The sequence below is a fragment of the Stenotrophomonas sp. YJH_SMC_69 genome (assembly GCF_059370495.1).
In genome coordinates this window covers 1-18,190 of sequence record NZ_JCAFTS010000013.1, presented here as the reverse complement: position 1 = coordinate 18,190, position 18,190 = coordinate 1, and the positions used below count along the sequence as shown (strand labels likewise).

General features: G+C 67.1%; 18 protein-coding genes. 7 read left to right on the top strand and 11 right to left on the bottom strand.

The window, feature by feature from the left end; all coding sequences use genetic code 11:
* Window positions 1-12 precede the first annotated feature (12 nt).
* From AC5P8F_RS18380 to AC5P8F_RS18370, 3 genes are all read left to right on the top strand, one after another.
* Window positions 13-930 carry an alpha/beta fold hydrolase gene (locus tag AC5P8F_RS18380; protein ID WP_262093003.1) on the top strand — a complete coding sequence of 306 codons (918 nt, stop codon included), beginning with the start codon at window positions 13-15 and terminating at the stop codon, window positions 928-930.
* Window positions 927-3,404 carry an acyl-CoA dehydrogenase gene (locus AC5P8F_RS18375; protein ID WP_014648074.1) on the top strand — a complete coding sequence of 826 codons (2,478 nt, stop codon included), beginning with the start codon at window positions 927-929 and terminating at the stop codon, window positions 3,402-3,404. Before AC5P8F_RS18380 ends, AC5P8F_RS18375 begins: the two co-directional genes overlap by 4 nt.
* 75 nt (window positions 3,405-3,479) lie before the next feature.
* Window positions 3,480-3,947, top strand: a complete 468-nt coding sequence (locus tag AC5P8F_RS18370) for a hotdog fold domain-containing protein (RefSeq protein ID WP_014648075.1) — start codon at window positions 3,480-3,482, stop codon at window positions 3,945-3,947.
* Between the two features lie 485 nt (window positions 3,948-4,432).
* Here the strand turns inward: AC5P8F_RS18370 and AC5P8F_RS18365 are convergent, their stop codons facing one another.
* Window positions 4,433-4,783, bottom strand: a complete 351-nt coding sequence (locus AC5P8F_RS18365) for a DUF1304 domain-containing protein (RefSeq protein WP_049441313.1) — start codon at window positions 4,781-4,783, stop codon at window positions 4,433-4,435.
* 74 nt (window positions 4,784-4,857) lie between these two features.
* Entirely contained in the window at window positions 4,858-6,186 is a 1,329-nt protein-coding gene (locus AC5P8F_RS18360) for an NTP/NDP exchange transporter (protein WP_014648077.1), read from the bottom strand.
* A gap of 284 nt (window positions 6,187-6,470) precedes the next feature.
* On the opposite strand from AC5P8F_RS18360, the gene AC5P8F_RS18355 reads away from it, so the two are divergent.
* Entirely contained in the window at window positions 6,471-7,871 is a 1,401-nt protein-coding gene (locus AC5P8F_RS18355) for a serine hydrolase domain-containing protein (RefSeq protein ID WP_126411272.1), read from the top strand.
* A gap of 102 nt (window positions 7,872-7,973) precedes the next feature.
* Here the strand turns inward: AC5P8F_RS18355 and AC5P8F_RS18350 are convergent, their stop codons facing one another.
* Window positions 7,974-8,732 (bottom strand): SDR family NAD(P)-dependent oxidoreductase, encoded by a 759-nt coding sequence (locus AC5P8F_RS18350; RefSeq protein ID WP_046432045.1) that lies wholly within the window; start codon window positions 8,730-8,732, stop codon window positions 7,974-7,976.
* A gap of 114 nt (window positions 8,733-8,846) precedes the next feature.
* On the opposite strand from AC5P8F_RS18350, the gene AC5P8F_RS18345 reads away from it, so the two are divergent.
* Window positions 8,847-9,740: a LysR family transcriptional regulator gene (locus AC5P8F_RS18345; RefSeq protein ID WP_032960844.1), complete on the top strand. Its 894-nt coding sequence runs from the start codon at window positions 8,847-8,849 to the stop codon at window positions 9,738-9,740.
* Between the two features lie 124 nt (window positions 9,741-9,864).
* Here the strand turns inward: AC5P8F_RS18345 and AC5P8F_RS18340 are convergent, their stop codons facing one another.
* From AC5P8F_RS18340 to nudE, 8 genes are all read right to left on the bottom strand, one after another.
* Complete coding sequence (locus AC5P8F_RS18340) at window positions 9,865-10,359, bottom strand: hypothetical protein (RefSeq protein WP_014648081.1); 495 nt, start codon at window positions 10,357-10,359, stop codon at window positions 9,865-9,867.
* 775 nt (window positions 10,360-11,134) lie between these two features.
* Entirely contained in the window at window positions 11,135-11,530 is a 396-nt protein-coding gene (gcvH, locus tag AC5P8F_RS18335) for a glycine cleavage system protein GcvH (RefSeq protein WP_014648082.1), read from the bottom strand.
* Between the two features lie 93 nt (window positions 11,531-11,623).
* A complete protein-coding gene (gene gcvT / locus AC5P8F_RS18330) occupies window positions 11,624-12,736 on the bottom strand; it encodes a glycine cleavage system aminomethyltransferase GcvT (RefSeq protein ID WP_495228708.1) in 1,113 nt (370 codons plus the stop codon).
* A gap of 157 nt (window positions 12,737-12,893) precedes the next feature.
* A complete protein-coding gene (locus AC5P8F_RS18325; RefSeq protein WP_014648084.1) occupies window positions 12,894-13,196 on the bottom strand; it encodes an Mpo1-like protein in 303 nt (100 codons plus the stop codon).
* Between the two features lie 218 nt (window positions 13,197-13,414).
* Entirely contained in the window at window positions 13,415-13,744 is a 330-nt protein-coding gene (locus AC5P8F_RS18320) for a YnfA family protein (RefSeq protein WP_014648085.1), read from the bottom strand.
* Window positions 13,741-14,580, bottom strand: coding sequence for a nucleoside triphosphate pyrophosphohydrolase (mazG, locus tag AC5P8F_RS18315; protein WP_126411274.1), 840 nt, complete (start codon window positions 14,578-14,580; stop codon window positions 13,741-13,743). The genes AC5P8F_RS18320 and mazG overlap by 4 nt, the downstream gene beginning before the upstream one ends.
* Window positions 14,581-14,593: 13 nt before the next feature.
* Window positions 14,594-15,397 (bottom strand): 3'(2'),5'-bisphosphate nucleotidase CysQ, encoded by an 804-nt coding sequence (gene cysQ / locus AC5P8F_RS18310; RefSeq protein WP_014038179.1) that lies wholly within the window; start codon window positions 15,395-15,397, stop codon window positions 14,594-14,596.
* Entirely contained in the window at window positions 15,394-15,957 is a 564-nt protein-coding gene (gene nudE, locus AC5P8F_RS18305) for an ADP compounds hydrolase NudE (protein ID WP_241887038.1), read from the bottom strand. Before nudE ends, cysQ begins: the two co-directional genes overlap by 4 nt.
* 77 nt (window positions 15,958-16,034) lie before the next feature.
* Here nudE and bioA point away from each other — a divergent pair, with 77 nt between their 5' ends.
* Both bioA and AC5P8F_RS18295 read left to right on the top strand, forming a co-directional pair.
* Window positions 16,035-17,426, top strand: a complete 1,392-nt coding sequence (gene bioA / locus AC5P8F_RS18300) for an adenosylmethionine--8-amino-7-oxononanoate transaminase (protein ID WP_049441317.1) — start codon at window positions 16,035-16,037, stop codon at window positions 17,424-17,426.
* Complete coding sequence (locus AC5P8F_RS18295) at window positions 17,417-18,154, top strand: 16S rRNA (uracil(1498)-N(3))-methyltransferase (protein WP_227864666.1); 738 nt, start codon at window positions 17,417-17,419, stop codon at window positions 18,152-18,154. Before bioA ends, AC5P8F_RS18295 begins: the two co-directional genes overlap by 10 nt.
* Window positions 18,155-18,190 lie beyond the last annotated feature (36 nt).

Sequence of the window (18,190 nt, the reverse complement as noted above, 5' to 3'; positions counted from 1 at the left end):
ATACTAGCAAGTATGGTTAAGTCCCCACCTCCCGCTGCGTTCCATGACCTGCGCCTGGACGCCGCCCATGGCGCCCGCCTGGCAGCCACCGCCAGCGACCATGGCCGGCGCGGCCGGGTGCTGTTCGCGCATGGCTTCGGCCAGACCCGCCACGCCTGGAATGCCACTGCCCGCGCACTGAATGCCGCCGGCCTGCAGACGCTGGCCTACGACGCCCGCGGCCACGGCGATTCGGACTGGAATGCCGCCAACCTGCCCTATCACGGCGAACAGTTCGCCGATGACCTGATCGTGCTGGCCGGCGAGCAGCCGCGCCCGCCGGTACTGGTTGCCGCATCGATGGGCGGGCTGTTCGGCCTGCTGGCCGAGTCGCGCTGGCCCGGCCTGTTCTCGGCGATGGTGCTGGTCGACATCACCCCGCGCTGGGATACCGCCGGCGTCGAGCGCATCCTCGCCTTCATGACCGCCCATCCCGACGGCTTCGCTTCGCTGGCCCAGGCCGCCGACGTGATCTCGGCGTACATGCCGCACCGTCCGCGCAAATCCGAGCAGTCGCTGCGTGCGCTGCTGCGCGAGGACGGCCGCGGCCGCTGGCGCTGGCACTGGGATCCGCGCCTGGTGGCCGAACTGGCCCGCGACAGCGAACAGCACCAGGACGCACTGGCCGAGGCCGCGCGCCAGGTGAAGTGCCCGCTGCTGCTGGTCAGCGGCGGACGCAGCGACCTGGTCACGCCGCAGACCGTGGCCGAGTTCCTGGCGTTGGCGCCGCATGCGCGCCATGTGCAGCTGCCGCAGGCCACCCATATGGTCGCCGGCGATGACAACGACGCCTTTACCGCTACTGTGTTGGACTATCTGGACGTGTTGCCCGCAGCGGACGCTGCGGCTTCGTCCGCCACAAACGAGCACGTCACCGGAGCACGCTCATGAGCATCGTTCTTCCCTTCCTCGCCCTGCTGCTGGCAGGCGCGTTCGTCGCCTACCACCGCATGCGGCTGGTTACCTGGACGCTGATCAGCGTGGCCCTGCTGGCCGCCTGCTGGTTCATTCCCTACGTCAACCAGACCGCCACGATCGTCGCGGCCGCCGTGTTGGCCGTCATCGCCGTGCCGCTGCTGCTGCCGTTCATCCGCAAGCCGCTGCTGACCGGCCCGATGATGAAGGTGTTCCGCAAGGTGCTGCCGCCGCTGTCGCAGACCGAGCGCATCGCACTGGAAACCGGTTCGGTCGGTTTCGAGGGCGAACTGTTCACCGGTGATCCGGACTGGAACATCCTGCTCAACTATCCCAAGCCGCAGCTGACCGCCGAGGAACAGGCCTTCCTCGATGGCCCGGTGGAAGAGCTGTGCGCGATGGTCAACGACTGGGAAATCACCCATGTCCATGCGGACCTGCCGCCGGAACTATGGGCCTTCATCAAGAAGAACAAGTTCTTCGGCATGATCATCCCGAAGGAATATGGCGGGCTGGGCTTCTCCGCACTGGCCCACCACAAGGTGATCCAGAAGCTGGCGTCGGTGTCTTCGGTGGTCAGCTCCACCGTCGGCGTGCCCAACTCGCTGGGCCCGGGTGAACTGCTGGTGCATTACGGCACCCAGGAACAGAAGGACCAGTACCTGCCGCGCCTGGCCGATGGCCGCGAAGTGCCCTGCTTCGGCCTGACCGGTCCGTTCGCCGGCTCCGACGCCACGTCGATCCCGGACTACGGCATCGTCTGCAAGGGCGAGTGGAACGGCGAGCAGGTGCTCGGCGTCAAGCTTACCTTCGACAAGCGCTACATCACCCTGGCCCCGGTCGCTTCGCTGATCGGCCTGGCGTTCCGCATGTACGACCCGGATGGCCTGATCGGCGATACCCGCGACATCGGCATCACCCTGGGCCTGCTGCCGCGCGACACCGCCGGCGTTGAAATCGGCCGTCGCCACTTCCCGCTGAACTCGACGTTCCAGAACGGCCCGATCCGCGGCAAGGACGTGTTCATTCCGCTGACCCAGCTGATCGGTGGCGCGGCGATGGCCGGCAAGGGCTGGAACATGCTCAACGAGTGCCTGGCCGTGGGCCGCTCGATCACCCTGCCGTCCACCGCCAGTGGTGGTGCCAAGGCCGGTGCCGCGGTGACCGGCGCCTATGCGCGCATCCGCAAGCAGTTCGGCCTGTCGGTCGGCCGCTTCGAGGGCGTGGAAGAAGCGCTGGCCCGCATCGGCGGCAAGGCGTACAAGATCAGTGCGCTGTCGCAGGCCACCGCCGCCGCGGTTGACCGTGGCGACGTGCCGTCGGTGCCGTCGGCGATCGCCAAGTACCACTGCACCACCATGAGTCGCGAAGTGATCTCGGACATGATGGACGTGATCGGCGGCAAGGGCATCATCCTGGGGCCGCGCAACTTCGCTGGCCGCAGCTGGCAGGCCGCGCCGATCGCGATCACCGTGGAGGGCGCCAACATCATGACCCGCAGCCTGCTGATCTTCGGCCAGGGTGCGATCCTGTGCCACCCGTGGGTGCTGAAGGAAATGAAGGCCGCGCAGGATCCGGATACCCGCGCCGGCCTGCAGGACTTCGACCGCAGCCTGTTCGGCCACATCCGCTTCGGCATCTCCAATGCCGTGCGTTCGTTCTGGTTCGGCCTGACCGGCGCGCGCTTCGGTGCCGCCCCGGGCGACGCCTATACCCGCCGCTACTTCCGCAAGCTGGACCGCTACTCGGCCAACCTGGCGCTGATGGCCGACATCTCGATGATGACCCTCGGCGGCAAGCTGAAGTTCAAGGAATCGCTGTCCGGCCGCCTGGGCGATGTGCTGAGCCACGTCTACATGACCAGCGCCATGCTCAAGCGCTACCACGACGAAGGCGCACCGCAGGCCGACCAGCCGCTGCTGGCCTGGGCCTTCCATGACAGCGTGCACAAGATCGAAGAGTCGCTGTCGGCCGCACTGCGCAACTTCCCGATCCGTCCGATCGGCTGGCTGATGTGGGCACTGATCTTCCCGCTGGGCCGTCGTGCCGAGGCTCCGGGCGATCGCCTGAGCCGTCGTGTCGCCGCCCTGCTGATGGCGCCGAATGAAGCCCGCGACCGTCTGGCCAGTGGCGTGTTCCTGACCCCGTGCGAGAACAACCCGGGCGGCCGTATCAACAGCTACCTGAGCAAGGCGATCATGGCCGAGCCGGTGGAGCGCAAGTTCCTGAAGGCGCTGAAGAGCAAGGGCATCGAGGCGCTGGACTTCAAGGCGCAGCTGGACGAAGCCGTGGCCGAGGGCGTGATCACCCAGGATGAGCGCAGCCTGCTGGAAGAGCTGCGCACGCTGACCCTGGACACCATCAGCGTGGACGACTTCGACACCCACGAACTGCGCGCGGCCAGCTACTACGACCGCCAGCACAAGGACCCGCATTCGCAGGCAGCCTGATCGCCCGCGACACGCGTTGCTTCGACGGCGGGCCTCGGCCCGCCGTCGCTTTATCCGCCGACCGGAATACCCACCATGTCCACGCCCCTGCTCTCGCTTTACCACCGGCTGCAGCGCTGGCCCGCCGGCACCTGGCTGTTCTCGCGCGCGGTGTGCTTCAAGGCGCCCTACTTCGCCAGCATCGCGCCACGCATCACCCGCCTGGAACACGGCCGCTGCGAAGGCACGCTGGCCGACCGCCGCAGGGTGCGCAACCACATCGGCACGGTGCACGCGATCGCGATGTGCAACCTGGCCGAACTGACCGCCGGGTTGATGGTCGATGCATCGCTGCCGAAGGGCATGCGCTGGATCCCGAAGGGGATGCAGGTGCAGTACCTGGCCAAGGCACGTGGCACGCTGCAGGCGGTGGCGTTGCCGGCACAGCCGATTGTCGTCGCGGCCGAGGGCTATGCCCTGCCGGTGACGGTGAGCGTGCGCGACCGTGCGGGCACGGAGGTGTTCAGCGCGGTGATCGACATGTGGTTGTCGCCGGCGAAGTAGGTTCCCGCGAACGGCGCAGCCCCTCGTGGGTGGACGGTTGATCGCGGAAAGCCCTGGTTAGGCTGGGGACGGTGGGTTCGCGGGGGACGCCGTGAACCCATCCCTGGGGGCTTGGCCGCGGCATCCATGCCGCGGACACCCCCGCGAACCCACCGCCCCCAGCCTCGGACGCATCTCTGCGGCGTCCACCCACGCAAGAGAAAAAAGAAGGGCAGAAGCAAAAGCAAAAGCGGCCCACCGGCCGCTTTTTGCTGTTGCTGTTGCTGTTGCTCTTGAACTTCTTTTTCTTCTCCGTGGGCTGGCCGCGCCCTGAAACTGTCAGGGGTGTGGCGGGTGGGCCGTTCAGGGGCGTTGGCGCCATGGATGGCGCCATCGAGCTTACATGGACGTACTTGCAGCGTCCCCTGCACGGCCCACCCGCCACACCCAACACATGACCCGCTCCACGCGACCAACCCACGAGGGGCTGCGCCGTTGGCTGGAAACTACGCCAGCGCGCGAAACACCAACGCCAGGATCGCCGGCACCGCCTGGATCATGAAAATACGGCGGCTCACGCTGTACGCGCCGTAGCACCCCGCCACCACCACGCAGGCCAGCGAGAACGTCACCAGCACCGGCTGATCGATCACCAGCCCCACCACGATGCCTGCCGCCAGGAAGCCGTTGTACAAGCCCTGGTTGGCCGCCAGCACGCGCGTGGCCCCGGCCTTCTCCGGCGTGTTGCGGAAGGTCTTCAGGCCCAGCGGGCGGGTCCACAGGAACATCTCCAGGACCAGGAAATAGATGTGCAGCAGTGCGACCAGCAAGGTCAGGGCGAGTGCGATCCAGTACATGTGCGGTTCCTTGGACAGGGAAGGAGAATGGGGTCAGCGCCCTATCCGCGGGAAAAGGCTCTGACCCCGGCAAATCAACGGTCGCGCGGCAGCTTCTTTTCTTCGCGCAGCACGCCGAATGCAGCCAGGGTCATGAAGCCGGCCACCAGCACGCCGCCGATGAACACCACGTGCGAACCGAACAGGGTCAGTGCCTTGTGGATCCAGGTGAACCCCAGGTCCGCGCCGCGGTACACCACGGTGTCGATCGCCGCGCCGGCCTTGTAGCGCCACTGCCGGTCCACGCGCGTGTAGATGGTCTCGCGCGCCGGCTTGGCCAGTGCGAATTCGCTGGCGCGGGTCATCACCTGCACCACCGCGACCATCAACGGCATCGGCGAGGCTGCCAGCACCGAGAAGCCGATCAGGATCGCGAAACCGGGAATCAGCAGCGCCGGCGCGATGCCGTGGCGCGACAGCAGCCAGCGGGTCAGGCCCACCTGCATCAGCAGCGCCAGCGCGTTCACCGCCAGGTCGATGCGCGAGAAGAACGCGGTACTGGCCGCCGGGTCGGTAAACGCCGCGCGCACGATGCTGGCCTGCTGGTTGTACAGCAGCGTGCCGACGCCCACGCCGAACACCACCATCACCGCCAACCAGCGCAGCAGCGGCTCGCGCACGATCAGTTTCAGGCCGTCCAGCACGCTGCCGCCCATCGGTTGCTCGCCGGACACCAGTTGCTGCTCGCGTTCGCGCAGCACCGCCCAATGCCGCAGCCGCCAGATGCACAACAGGCACACGACCAGGAATGCTGCCGAGACCAGCATCAGGTTGGCGATGCCCACGCGCTGGGCCAGCGCGCTGGTGATCAACGGGCCGAGGAACGCGCCAACGGTGCCGGCCGCACCGATGTAGCCGTAGTAGGCACGCGCCTGTGCGTTGGAGAACACGTCGGCCATGAAGCTCCAGAACACCGCCACCGCGAACAGGTTGAAGACCATCACCCAGAGGAAGAAGGCCATGCCCCGCCCTGGCACGTGACTGTCGAACAGTGCGTAGAACCCCAGCAGGGTGACGATGAAGAAGCCGTACACCACGGGAAGGAACACACGGCGCGGGAAGCGGCTGACCAGCCAGCCATACACCGGCTGCAGCACCAGCATGATCACGAACACGCAGGAGAACAGGAACTGCAGGACGAAGTCCTTCAACGCGATGCCATGGCTGGCGAACCAGGTGATCAGCACGGGCGGGAACACCGTTTCCAGGTCCGCCGAGGCGGCCATGGCCTCACGCACCGGGCGCAGCACGTAGTAGCCGCTGAGCAGGCAGAAGAAGTACAGGAACGACCACCACAGCGCCGGCGACTCGCGCAGCGCCGCCGCCAGGCCCTGCAGCGGCCCCTTGCCCGATGCAGCGCTCATGCAGCGCCCCTCGCCCACAGACGGCGGTTGGACAGCAGCATGGCAGGCTCCGGGGCGGTGAAGCGCGTACGTTAGCCAATGCACTGCAACATCGCCAGCGCGACGCGCCCTCGCGCCTGCGGACGGACGCGACGACCGGCCTGGACGACACGTTCCGATACACACTTTCGGGGCGTCAAAATTCCAACTTTTTCAACAAGATGCGCATTCATCTTCGCTTTGTTTGTGCACAGGGGAAAAGCGGCGCTAGAATCGCCATCAGCAGTCGCGCACGGGTCCAACCGATGAAAAAGAACAGCCTGCGTCGTCCGATCCGTTCGGCGGCCACCGGTTTGCTGGGCATGTTGATGCCCGTTGCCTTGTCCACCACCGCGCAGACACCGCCGGCGTTGCCGCCGATGCCGACCAACATCGAATCCGCGACGGCTGCCACCGTCGCCCACACCCAGCCTGCGGCCTACCGCACCGGTCTGGTGCCGCGCGTCCAGGCGCCGGCGGCTGGCTTCAACGTCGCCAACATCGAATCGATGGCGCAGCAGCTGACCTATGGCGAGCGCGTGCCAGGCATGGCGGTGGCGATCGTGCAGGGCGGCCGCATTCTCAGCGCGCGTGGCTATGGCGTCACCGACGTCAACAACCCGCTGCCGGTCGATGCGCACACCGTGTTCCGCCTGGCCTCGCTGTCCAAGGCCTTCGCCGGCACCATGGCCGGCCTGCTGGTCAACGACGGCACGCTGCGCTGGGACAGCAAGGTCACCGACTACGTGCCGGGCTTCCGCCTCAATTCGCCCGAAGCCACCGACCGCCTGACCGTGGCCGACGTGCTCAGCCATCGCGTCGGCCTGCCGTACAACGCCTACGACCGCGACATCGAAGGCAACGCCGAGTACTACGCGCTGACCCAGAAGCTGGCCAACACCAGCCTGAAATGCCTGCCGGGCGAGTGCTACGCCTACCAGAACGTGGCCTTCAGCCTGATCGGCGACGTGGTCTATGCGGCCTCGGGCAGCTTCTACGAGCAGTCGGTCGAGCGCCGCATCTTCAAGCCGCTGGGCATGAATGATGCCAGCCTCGGCCTGGCCGGCATCCAGGCCAGCTCGCGCTGGGCGCGTCCGCACGTGCGCAGCCGCAACGGCTGGGTCTCGCTGACGCCCAAGCCCACCTATTACCGCGTCGCTCCGGCGGCTGGCGTCAACGCCAGCGCCAGCGACATGGCGCAGTGGCTGCTGGCCCACACCGGCCATCGCCCCGACGTGCTGCCGGCACCGCTGCTGGCCACCCTGCATTCGAGCCTGATCAACACGCCGGGCGAGATGCGTTCAGGCTGGCGCCGTGAGCGCCTGCACTCGGCGGGCTACGCATTGGGTTGGCGTACCTTCGACTACGCCGGCCACGACGTGGTGTTCCATGCAGGTGCCGTGCAGGGCTATCGCGGCCTGGTCGCGCTGGTGCCGGAACGCGACCTCGGCATCGCCATCCTCTGGAATGGCGAAAGCGGCCTGCCCAGCGGCCTGCTGCCGACCGTGCTCGACTCGGCGCTCGGCCTGCCGGCGCAGCGCTGGCTGGACGTGGACACCGACTTCGGCAGCGACAACCTGATGGCCGAGGGCGCAAGCCCGGCGCAGCAGGACAAGCGCAAGGGCAAGGGCGCCTCGGGCAACCGCGCGGTGGCTTCGCCGCGCTGACCAGGCGGGCTCGACCGTGTGTGCGAAGGGCGGCCCATCGGTCGCCCTTTTTGTTGGCCGTTGCAGCGTCGAGCCCATGCTCGGCTCTGCAGTTCCGCAGCGCTAGTGCGCGAAGTAGTGCATGCCGCCGTCCACTGGAATCACCGCACCGGTGATGTAACCCGCCAGCGGCGAGGCCAGGAACGCCACCAGCGGCGCCACTTCCTCCGGTTCACCAAAGCGTCCGATCGGGATGTTGCGGGCAATGAACGCGCGTCTGCTTTCCTCGGTGGGGTGCAGGCGGTCCAGGATCTGCGCGCTGTTGATGCGCCCCGGTGCAATCGCGTTCACCGTGATGCCCTGCCCCGCCACCTCCGACGAAAGGCCCTTGCTCCACAGGTGCAATGCCGCCTTCGCCGCGGTGGCCGCGTTCACCGCGCGCGGTTCCATCGAACCGCTGAAGTTGATCACCCGTCCCCATGCCTGCGCCTGCATGCCGGGCAACAGCGCCTGGGTCAGCCGTCGTGCGGCGGAGAAGTTCAGGGCGATCGCTTCCTCCCAGATATCGTCATCGGCATCGACCGTGGTCGGCCGGGAACCGCCTGCGGCATTGACCAGGATGTCGACACGCTGCAATGCCTCACGGGATGCGTCCGCGATGTACCGGAGGTCGCCGGCAACCGTGACATCGCCGGCCACGATGACCGGTGCGGCGCTGCCTTCGGCTTCGATCCGCGCCGCCAGCGCCTGCAACGGTGCCCGCTGCCGCGACGTGATGGCAACGCGCACGCCCTGGGCCGCCAGCTGCCTGGCGACGGCGGCACCGATGCCGCTGGCCGCGCCCGTCACCAACGCGGTACGACCAGCAAGATTCAAGTCCATGGTGTTCTCCTGTCAGCGTGGCCGGCGAATCCGGTCCGTGCACGACATGCTGTTTGATCACCCCTGATTGATAAACTCCACGCAGGTTTCAGCATTCAACACCCGGGGTGTCAGATGAACCTGCTGGAGAGCATGCAGGTCTACGTGCTGATCGTGGACAAGGGCAGCCTCAGTGCGGCAGCCGCGGCGATGGATATCTCGGCAACGATGGCCGGCAAGCACCTGCGCGCATTGGAAGCCCGGCTGGGCATGCAGCTGTTGAGCCGTACCACCCGGCGCCAGCACATGACACCGTTCGGCGAGGACTACTACGCGCGCTGCAAGGAGATCCTGCGCCTGGTGGAGGAAACCGACGCGCAGGCGCAGCACCAGCAGCTCTCACCGGCGGGCACGCTGCGCATCAGCGCACCGGTGATCTTCGGTACACACGCGCTGGTACCGGCGCTGGCCGAGTACATGGCCCGTCATCCGGATGTCCGGGTCGAAGCCACGCTGACCGATCGTGTGGTCGACCTGGCCGAAGAGGGCTTCGAGGCGGCACTGCGCATCGGCACGCTGGCCGACAGCAGCGTGCTGGTGGCACGAGCACTGGCCCCCTATCGCTTGATGATGTGCGCCTCGCCGGCGTATCTGGCCAGGCATGGCACGCCACGCAGCGTGCACGCACTTGCCGGCCATCAATGCCTGTCGTTCGAACCGAGTGCGCTTGCCCAGTGGCTGCAGGACGACGCTGGCGAGCTCGACCACGTGCCCGACGGCCGACTGCAGATCAACAATGGCGAAGCGCTGCGTTCGGCGGCGCTGCACGGCCTTGGCATCGTCCTGCAATCGACGCTGCTGCTGGCCGCCGATGTCGAGGCGGGGCGTCTGGTGCAGCTGTTCCCGGAATACGGTCAGGCCGGTCGGCCGATGCACGTGGTCTATGCGCACGACCGTTACCACTCCACCCGCCTGCGCAGCTTCCTCGACTTCCTGATGGAGCGCTTTCCAGCGGCGCCGCACGGCTAGCGCCGACCGTCAGCAAAGCGGTCGAGCCTGGCTCGACTCGACGCTACAAGTGGCCCATAAAAAAACCCCCTCCCCGCTGGGCAGCCAGGGAAGGGGGTTTCAGGATGCGGCTATCGGGAAGTACTTAGATCAGCGGCGCCGGGGTTGCCGGCAGAGCGACCGGAGCGGCCTTCTTCTTGCGGGCGGCCGGCTTGCGCTTGGCAACCTTCTTCGCTGCCTTCTTCGGGGCAGCCTTCTTGGTGGCCTTCTTCGCGGTCTTCTTCACTGCCTTCTTGGCGGTCTTCTTGACGGCCTTCTTGGCAGTGGCCTTCTTCGCGACCTTCTTGGCCGGCTTGCGCGCCGCGGCCTTCTTGGCAGTCTTCTTGGTGGCCTTCTTGGCAACCTTCTTGGTGGCCTTCTTGGCAGCGGACTTCTTGGCTACCTTCTTCGCCGCCTTCTTCACTGCCTTCTTCGCAGTGGTCTTCTTGGCGACCTTCTTCGCAGCCTTCTTCACTGCCTTCTTGGCGGTTGCCTTCTTCGCGACCTTCTTCACTGCCTTCTTGGCAGCGGCCTTCTTCGCGACCTTCTTCACCGCTTTCTTGGCGGCGGGCTTCTTCTTCGCAGCTTTCTTGGTTGCCATGGGATGGCTCCTCGTCAGTGATAGGGAGTTGAAACGCCCAGTTGGATCAAACCCGCGGATGCTGCGTGCGGGGACCGCCGGCGCGTCAGGCGCGCCGTTACGGATGCGGCAATGCCCGCCTCGATCGGCGGAGCGGGCATCGGAACGGGAGTTGCCTTGCATTTCTCCGGGGGAAGCGGGGCCATGTCCACCGTCATCAGGGTCGCGGTGGTCTTGAAGGGGCTGCTTCGCATCGGACGATTGATTCTGCGCACTCGGTTGGGCAGGCAAGGTCTGCTGAGGCGAAACCTAATCACGGTTTTTTTTACTGTCAACAACCCCCGCGAAAAATTTTCACATCCGCGCCTTCCCGGGCGCCGCCGGCGCCACCACTCTGCACGGCCTGCAACGACGGTGGAAGCGGCGCGCACGCACGTTGCCTGCATCGATGCCAATGCAGGCGTTGATCAAAAAACACTTGAAATAAGCACTCCGCGTAGACAGGCGCAGGCAAGGCACAACGGCGTACGCGCATCGTCGGTGGTCACCGGCACCGCCGCCAACGCCAGCACAACGGCGCCGCAACGGGGGGCGAAAAGTTTTCACATTCGAACGCTTCGGCGCGGGGCTGAAACGCGGATTTGCGCAAAACTGCGCACGCCCATCGGCACCGTTCGCCTGTCGGCTGATGCCACGCCGAGGGTGCACAGCGAACCCCGCGTCATGAGTCCGACGCGGTCGCCAAAACAAAAACGGCCACCCGAAGGTGGCCGTTCCAGAATCCGGAAACGACGACTCAGTGGTCGTCGTTCTCCAGGGCTTCGGCGTACGCGTCCGGGTCCAGCAGCTCGTTGACCTCTTCGGCGTTGGTCAGTTCGATCACGAACATCCAGCCTTCGCCGTAGGCATCTTCGTTGATGGTTTCCGGCTTGTCGGACAGGGCCGAGTTGACCTCGACGACCTTGCCGCTGATCGGGCTGTAGACGTCCGAGGCGGCCTTCACCGACTCGACGACGGCGATCTGTTCGCCGGCCTTGGCGTCGGCGCCGACTTCCGGCAGTTCGACGTAGACCAGGTCACCCAGCAGGCCCTGGGCGTGGTCGGAAATACCGACGGTGACGCGGCCATTGCCTTCGACACGGGCCCACTCATGGGACTTGAGGAACTTGAGGTCGCCGGGGATCTCGCTCATGGGACTGCTCCAGAGATATGCAGGGGTGGAAAAAACGGGGCTAGTGTAACCAACCGGCCGCCACTGCTGTCAGTGACGACCGGCACGTTCGGATCAGGCGTCGGCGAGCACGCCGGGCTGGGCCTGGCCTTCGCGCACGAACGGGAACTTGACCACGCGCACCGGCACCTGCCGGCCGCGGATGTCGACGGTGACCTCGCCGAGTTCACCGGCCGGCACGCGGGCGAAGGCGATGCCCTTGGCCAGGGTCGGCGAGAAGGTGCCGGACAGGATCTCGCCCTGGCCGCCAGCGGTGGTCACCGCCTGGCCGTGGCGCAGCACGCCCTTCTCGTCCATCACCAGGCCGATCATCTGGCGCGCGGTGCCGGCGGCCTTCTGCGCCTCCAGCACGTCGCGGCCGATGAAGTCGCGGCCTTCGTCCAGCGACACGGTCCAGGCCAGTGCCGCTTCATACGGGCTGATCTCTTCGTCCATATCCTGGCCGTACAGGTTCATGCCGGCCTCCAGGCGCAGGGTGTCGCGCGCACCGAGGCCGGCCGGCTTCACGCCTGCCGCCAGCAGGCGGTTCCAGAAGGCGACCACGGCATCCTGCGGCAGCAGGATCTCGAAACCGTCTTCACCGGTGTAGCCGGTGCGGGCGACAAACAACTCGACGCCGTCGTCGGACTGCGCCTGCAGGGCGGCGAAGCGGCCCAGCTTGGTCAGTGCTGCACGGTCGGCTTCGCGGGCCAGGCCGATCACGATGTCGCGCGCCTGCGGGCCCTGCACGGCGAGGATGGCCAGGTCCGGGCGCTGCTCGACGGAAACACCGAACGGTGCCGCCTGCTCACGCAGCCAGGCCAGGTCCTTTTCGCGGGTGGAGGCATTGACCACCATGCGGAAGAAATCGTCGCCCAGGTAGTAGACGATCAGGTCGTCGATGACGCCGCCGTGCGGATTCAGCATGCACGAGTACAGGGCCTTGCCGGTCACCTTCAGTTTGTCGATCGAATTGGCCAGCAGGCGGCGCAGGAACGGCTTGACCTGGTCACCGCGCAGGTCGACCACGGTCATGTGACTGACGTCGAACACGCCGGCTTCGCGACGCACCAGGTGGTGTTCGTCCAGCTGCGAGCCGTAGTGGATGGGCATGTCCCAACCCCCGAAATCGACCATCTTGGCGCCAAGGGCGCGGTGGGTATCGTTGAGCAGCGTCTTCTGGGTCATGACCGGTCCGGCAGCAGAGGAAACAGGAATTCCCATTATCCCAGATCGGTCGCCCGCAGGCGTGCCGCAGCGCAGCGGTTCGTGGAAGCGGAAGCGCGGCCCGCCTTGCCCTTTCCCTTTCGGGCAAGGCAATGGCTGCGCTCCCCGCAACCGCCTGTTACAGGCGCACCCGCCCACGCAGGATGTCGACGAACATCACCCAGTCACCCATGAATGAATACAGCGGATGCCGGAAGGTGGCCGGGCGATTCTTCTCGAAGAAGAAGTGGCCGACCCAGGCGAATCCATAACCGCAGAACAACGCGGCCAGCAGGAGCGTCGGCTGGCCGCGCAACACGGCAGCCGCAGCCAGCAGCAGCACTCCGCAGCTGCCGATGAAATGCAGGCGCCGCGAGACCGGGTGGCGGTGCTCGCTGAGATAGAACGGATAGAACTCGCGGAAGCTGGCGAAGCGGGACATGCGCGTGCTCCGGGGGCCGTGGTCACTGCCATCATGCGCCTTACCGGGATGCAGCGCTGCGCGCTTGCGGGGCATGGCCCGGCGGCCGTTGTAGAGCCGAGCCATGCTCGGCTGCCTTGGCCTTTGTAGCGCCAAGCTTGCTCGACTGCTCCCCGGAGAAGCAGCCGAGCATGGCTCGGCTCTACAAAAGGGTGGGCGCGGTCGAGCCTGGCTCGACGCTACACCGGGGGCGTGCGCGGACCGAACATGATCACCGCCATGCCGGCCAGGCACAGGGCTGCACCGAACAGGTCCCAGCGGCTGGGGCGGATGCCGTCGACCAGCCACAACCAGAACAGCGCGGTGCCGATGTACACGCCACCGTAGGCGGCATAGACCCGTCCACTGGCAGTCGGGTGCAGAGTCAGCAGCCAGGCGAACAGGGCCAGGCTGGCCGCGGCCGGCAGCAGCAACCAGACGCTGCCTCCCTTGCGCAGCCACAACCATGGCAGGTAACAGCCGACGATCTCGGCCAGCGCGGTCAGCAGGAACAGGCCAAGCGTCTTCACGCTTTTTCTGCTGCCTTGGCGTGCTGCCACAGCGCTTCCTGCGCATCCAGGTCCAGTGCCGCCAACGCCTCCCCCTGCGCCTCGGCCTGCGCTTCCATCGCGCGGAAGCGCCGCTCGAACTTGTGGTTGGCCCCGCGCAGTGCGGCGCCCAGATCGATATCGGCGTGCCGGGCCAGGTTGGCGCAGACGAACAGCAGGTCGCCCAGTTCTTCCTGCAGGCGCGCCTTGTTGCCCGCGATATCGCCGCGCTCGAATTCCTCTCGCAGCTCCTGCAGCTCCTCGGCCGCCTTGTCCAGCACAGGCAGCGGGCCCGGCCAGTCGAAACCGACCCTGGCCGCGCGCGACTGGAGCTTCACGGCGCGCTGCCATTCCGGCAGGCCACGCGAGATACCGGCCAGTGCGGAGGTGTCCTGCTCGCCCTTGGCGGCACGCTCGGCGCGCTTGATCGCGTCCCAGTTGCGCATCACCCCGTCGGCATCGTCGACGCTGACATCGGCAAACACATGCGGGTGACGGCGCTGCATCTTGTCGCTGATCGCACGTGCGACATCGGCGAAGGCAAATGCCCCCTGCTCCTCGGCCATGCGTGCGTGGAACACCACCTGCAGCAGCAGGTCGCCGAGCTCGTCGCAGAGATCGTCGAGGTCGCCGCGGTCGATCGCATCGGCCACCTCGTAGGCTTCCTCGATGGTGTACGGGGCAATGGTCGAGAAGTCCTGCTCCAGGTCCCATGGGCAACCTCCCTGCGGGTCGCGCAGGCGCGCCATGATGACCAGCAGGCGTTCCAGTTGACGGCTTGCCTCGCTGCCGGTGGCAGGGGTGTCGTGCGCGCTCATGCGGCCTCCAGGTTCAGTCGGACAACCAGTCGCGCCACGGCAGGCTGGTATCACCAAGGGCAATGAAATCGCCGTTCAACAGCGTTTCGCGGCGGTTGTAACGGAACGGCTTGCCGGTCGCGGCCGACAGCACCGCGCCACCCGCCGCATGCAGCACGCACTGGCCGGCGGCGGTATCCCATTCAGAGGTCGGGCCGAGCCGCGGATAGACATCCAGGCCGCCTTCGGCGATCCGGCAGAATTTCAGCGACGATCCCTGCGCGATGGTCTCGATGCGGCCCATGCGCGCCAGCAGCGCCTCGGTTTCCGGCGAACGGTGCGATCGGCTGGCGGCGACGCGCAGCGGAGCAGTGGCCGGCGTGCGGGTGCGCAGCACGGTGTCGTGCAGACCCTGCCGCCGATAGGCCAGTTCCCCGCGCATGGCATGCCAGACAATGCCGGTGACCGGCGCCAGCACCACGCCGAATGCCGGTGCGCCCTGGTAGATCAAGGCAATGTTGACGCTGAACTCACCGTTGCGCTTGACGAACTCGCGGGTGCCGTCGAGCGGGTCCACCAGCCAGTAGGCGCCCCAGTGGCGGCGCTGCTCCCAGCCCACCTGCGCCGATTCCTCGGACAGGATCGGCAGGTCCGGGGTCAGCTGGCGCAGGCCCAGTTCAATGACCTGGTTGGCGGCCAGGTCAGCTGCGGTGACCGGGCTGTTGTCGTCCTTGATCTGCACGTCGAAGCCATCGGCATACACCTGCATGATGGCCTGTCCGGCTTCCTGGGCGATGGCGATGGCGGTCTCGCGCAGGTCCGTCGTCAGCTTGATCATCGCGTTCCCTGCAGCCACTGGCGGGCAATGAACAGCGCCGCCAGCGAGCGTCCCTCTGAGAAGTCCTCGCGCAGCATCAGCTGGTCCAGTTCGGCCAGCTTCCACGGCACCACCTCCAGCTCCTCCGGCTCGTCGCCGGCCAGTTTTTCCGGGTACAGGTCGCGCGCCACCACCAGCCACGACTGGTGGCTCATGTAGGTCGGGGCCAGGGTCATCGCGCGCAGCACGTCGACCCGGCGCGCACCATAACCGGCCTCTTCCTTCAGTTCGCGGTCGGCCGCCTGCTCGGGCGTCTCGCCGGCATCGATCCGGCCCTTCACCAGCCCCAGTTCGTAACGGTGCATGCCAGCGGCGTATTCACGTACCAGCAGCACGGTTTCGTCGTCGAGCATCGGCACCACCACCACCGCACCGTGCCCACGGCTGACCAGGCGCTCGAAGCGGCGGCGTTCGCCGTTGGAGAACTCCAGGTCCAGGTGCTGGCGCTGGAAGGGGCCGTTCTCCTCATCGGTGACCCGATGGATGATCGGCAAGCGACGGCCGGCACGGTCATCGTTCATGCGGAATCTCCGCGGCGACCGGCGGCTGCGCCGGGGCCGATAGAATGTGCAGGCAGCAACATGTTCATGAGCCCGAAATGCTAGCAGACCCAACCCCCTCCCCGCTGGCCCGCCACTGGCGGCAGCGCGACCTGCAGGTGCTGTGGCACCCGTGCACGCAGATGCGTGAGCATCCGGACACCCTGCCGCTGGTACCGATTTCCCGTGGCGAAGGCGCATGGCTGATCGACCACGACGGCAACCGCTATCTGGACGCGGTCAGCAGCTGGTGGACCAATCTGTTCGGTCATGCCGAACCGCGCATCGGTGGTGCCATCGCTGCCCAGGCCGGGCAGCTGGAACAGGTGATGCTCGCCGGTTTCGGCCACGAGCCGGCGATCACCCTGGCCGAACGCCTGCTGGCACTGGCGCCACGCCAGGCCGGCCGCGAACCGCTGGCCAAGGTGTTCTACGCCGACAACGGGTCCGCCGGCGTGGAAGTGGCGCTGAAGATGGCCTTCCAGTACTTCCAGAACCGCGGAGAGCCCCGGCGCACGCGCTTCATCGCGCTCGAGAACGGCTACCACGGCGAAACCCTGGGCGCGCTGGCGCTGGGTGACATTCCGCTGTACCGCCGCGTATATGCGCCGCTGCTGGCCGAGGGCCTGTTCGCGCCGTCGCCCGATGCCTACCTGGCCGAACCGGGCCAGAGCGCGGCCGATCGCGCACGGCAGGCGGCCGATGGCCTGGCCACGCTGTTCGACCAGCACCCGGGCGAGGTCTGCGCGGTGATCCTGGAACCGCGCCTGCAGTGTGCCGGCGGCATGCGCATGCATGACCCGGTCTACCTGCAGCGCGTGCGCGAACTGTGCGATGCCCATGGCGCGTTCATGATCGCCGACGAGATCGCCACCGGCTTCGGCCGCACCGGCACCCTGTTCGCCTGCGAGCAGGCCGGGGTGATGCCGGACCTGATGTGCCTGTCCAAGGGCCTGACCGGCGGCTTCCTGCCACTGGCCGCCGTACTGGCGACGCAGGCGCTGTATGACGCCTTCCTCGACGACTCGCGCGAGCGCGCCTTCCTGCATTCGCACAGTTACACCGGCAACCCGCTGGCCTGCGCCGCGGCGCTGGCGACGCTGGACATCTTCCGCGACGACGATGTGATCGCGCGCAACCGGGGCATCGCCTCGGTGATGGGCACGCTGGCGGCACCGTTTGCCGACCACCCGCACGTGGCCGACGTGCGCCAGGCCGGCATGGTGGTGGCGTTCGAGCTGTCGCGCGACGGCAACAAGCGCACGCCGTTCGACCCGGGCCTGCGGCTGGGCCTGCAGGCCTACAAGGCCGCCCTCAAGCGCGGCGTGGTGCTGCGCCCGCTGGGCGACGTGCTGTACTGGATGCCACCCTACTGCGTGGACGACGAACAACTGGAGCTGCTGGCGCACACCACGCTGGCGGCCATCGACGAGGCGATTGCATGCGCGTGACCCGCTGCCCCATCGACCTGGCGCTGCACAGCGGCCAGACCGTGACCCTGCCGGAAGAGACCGCCAACCACCTGGTGCGGGTGATGCGCCTGCGCGAAGGCGATACCTGCGTGCTGTTCAACGGCGATGGCCACGACTACAGCGCGACGCTGACCGTGGCCGGCAAGCGCGAGGTGCAGGTCCGCATCGACGCCGTGCAGGCCATCGACAATGAATCCCCGCTGGCGATCACCCTGCTGCAGGGCATCGCCCGTGGCGAGAAGATGGACCTGATCCTGCAGAAGGCCACCGAGCTGGGCGTGGCCGCGATCATTCCGGTCAACGCCGAGCGCACCGAGGTGAAGCTGGACGCGGCACGGGCGGAGAAGCGCGTGGCGCACTGGAACAACGTGGTGACCTCGGCCTGCGGCCAGTCCGGGCGCGCGCGCATTCCGCCGGTAGGATCGCCGCTGTCGCTGGCGCAGGCTGCGGCGGCGCTGCCAGCCGATTCGCTGCGGCTGACCCTGGATCCGCACGGAGCACATCGCCTGTCGACGCTGGAAGCCGCTCCCGCTGGCGGCATCGTGATTGCAATCGGCCCGGAAGGCGGCTGGTCGCCACGCGACCGCGATCAACTGGCCGCAGCAGGATTCCAGGGGCTGCAACTGGGGCCGCGGATCCTGCGCACGGAAACGGCCGGACTGGCCGCGATCGCGGCGTTGCAGGCGCGCTTGGGCGATCTGGGGTAAGGCTGATTCGTGGTAGTGCCGGCCGCTGGCCGGCAT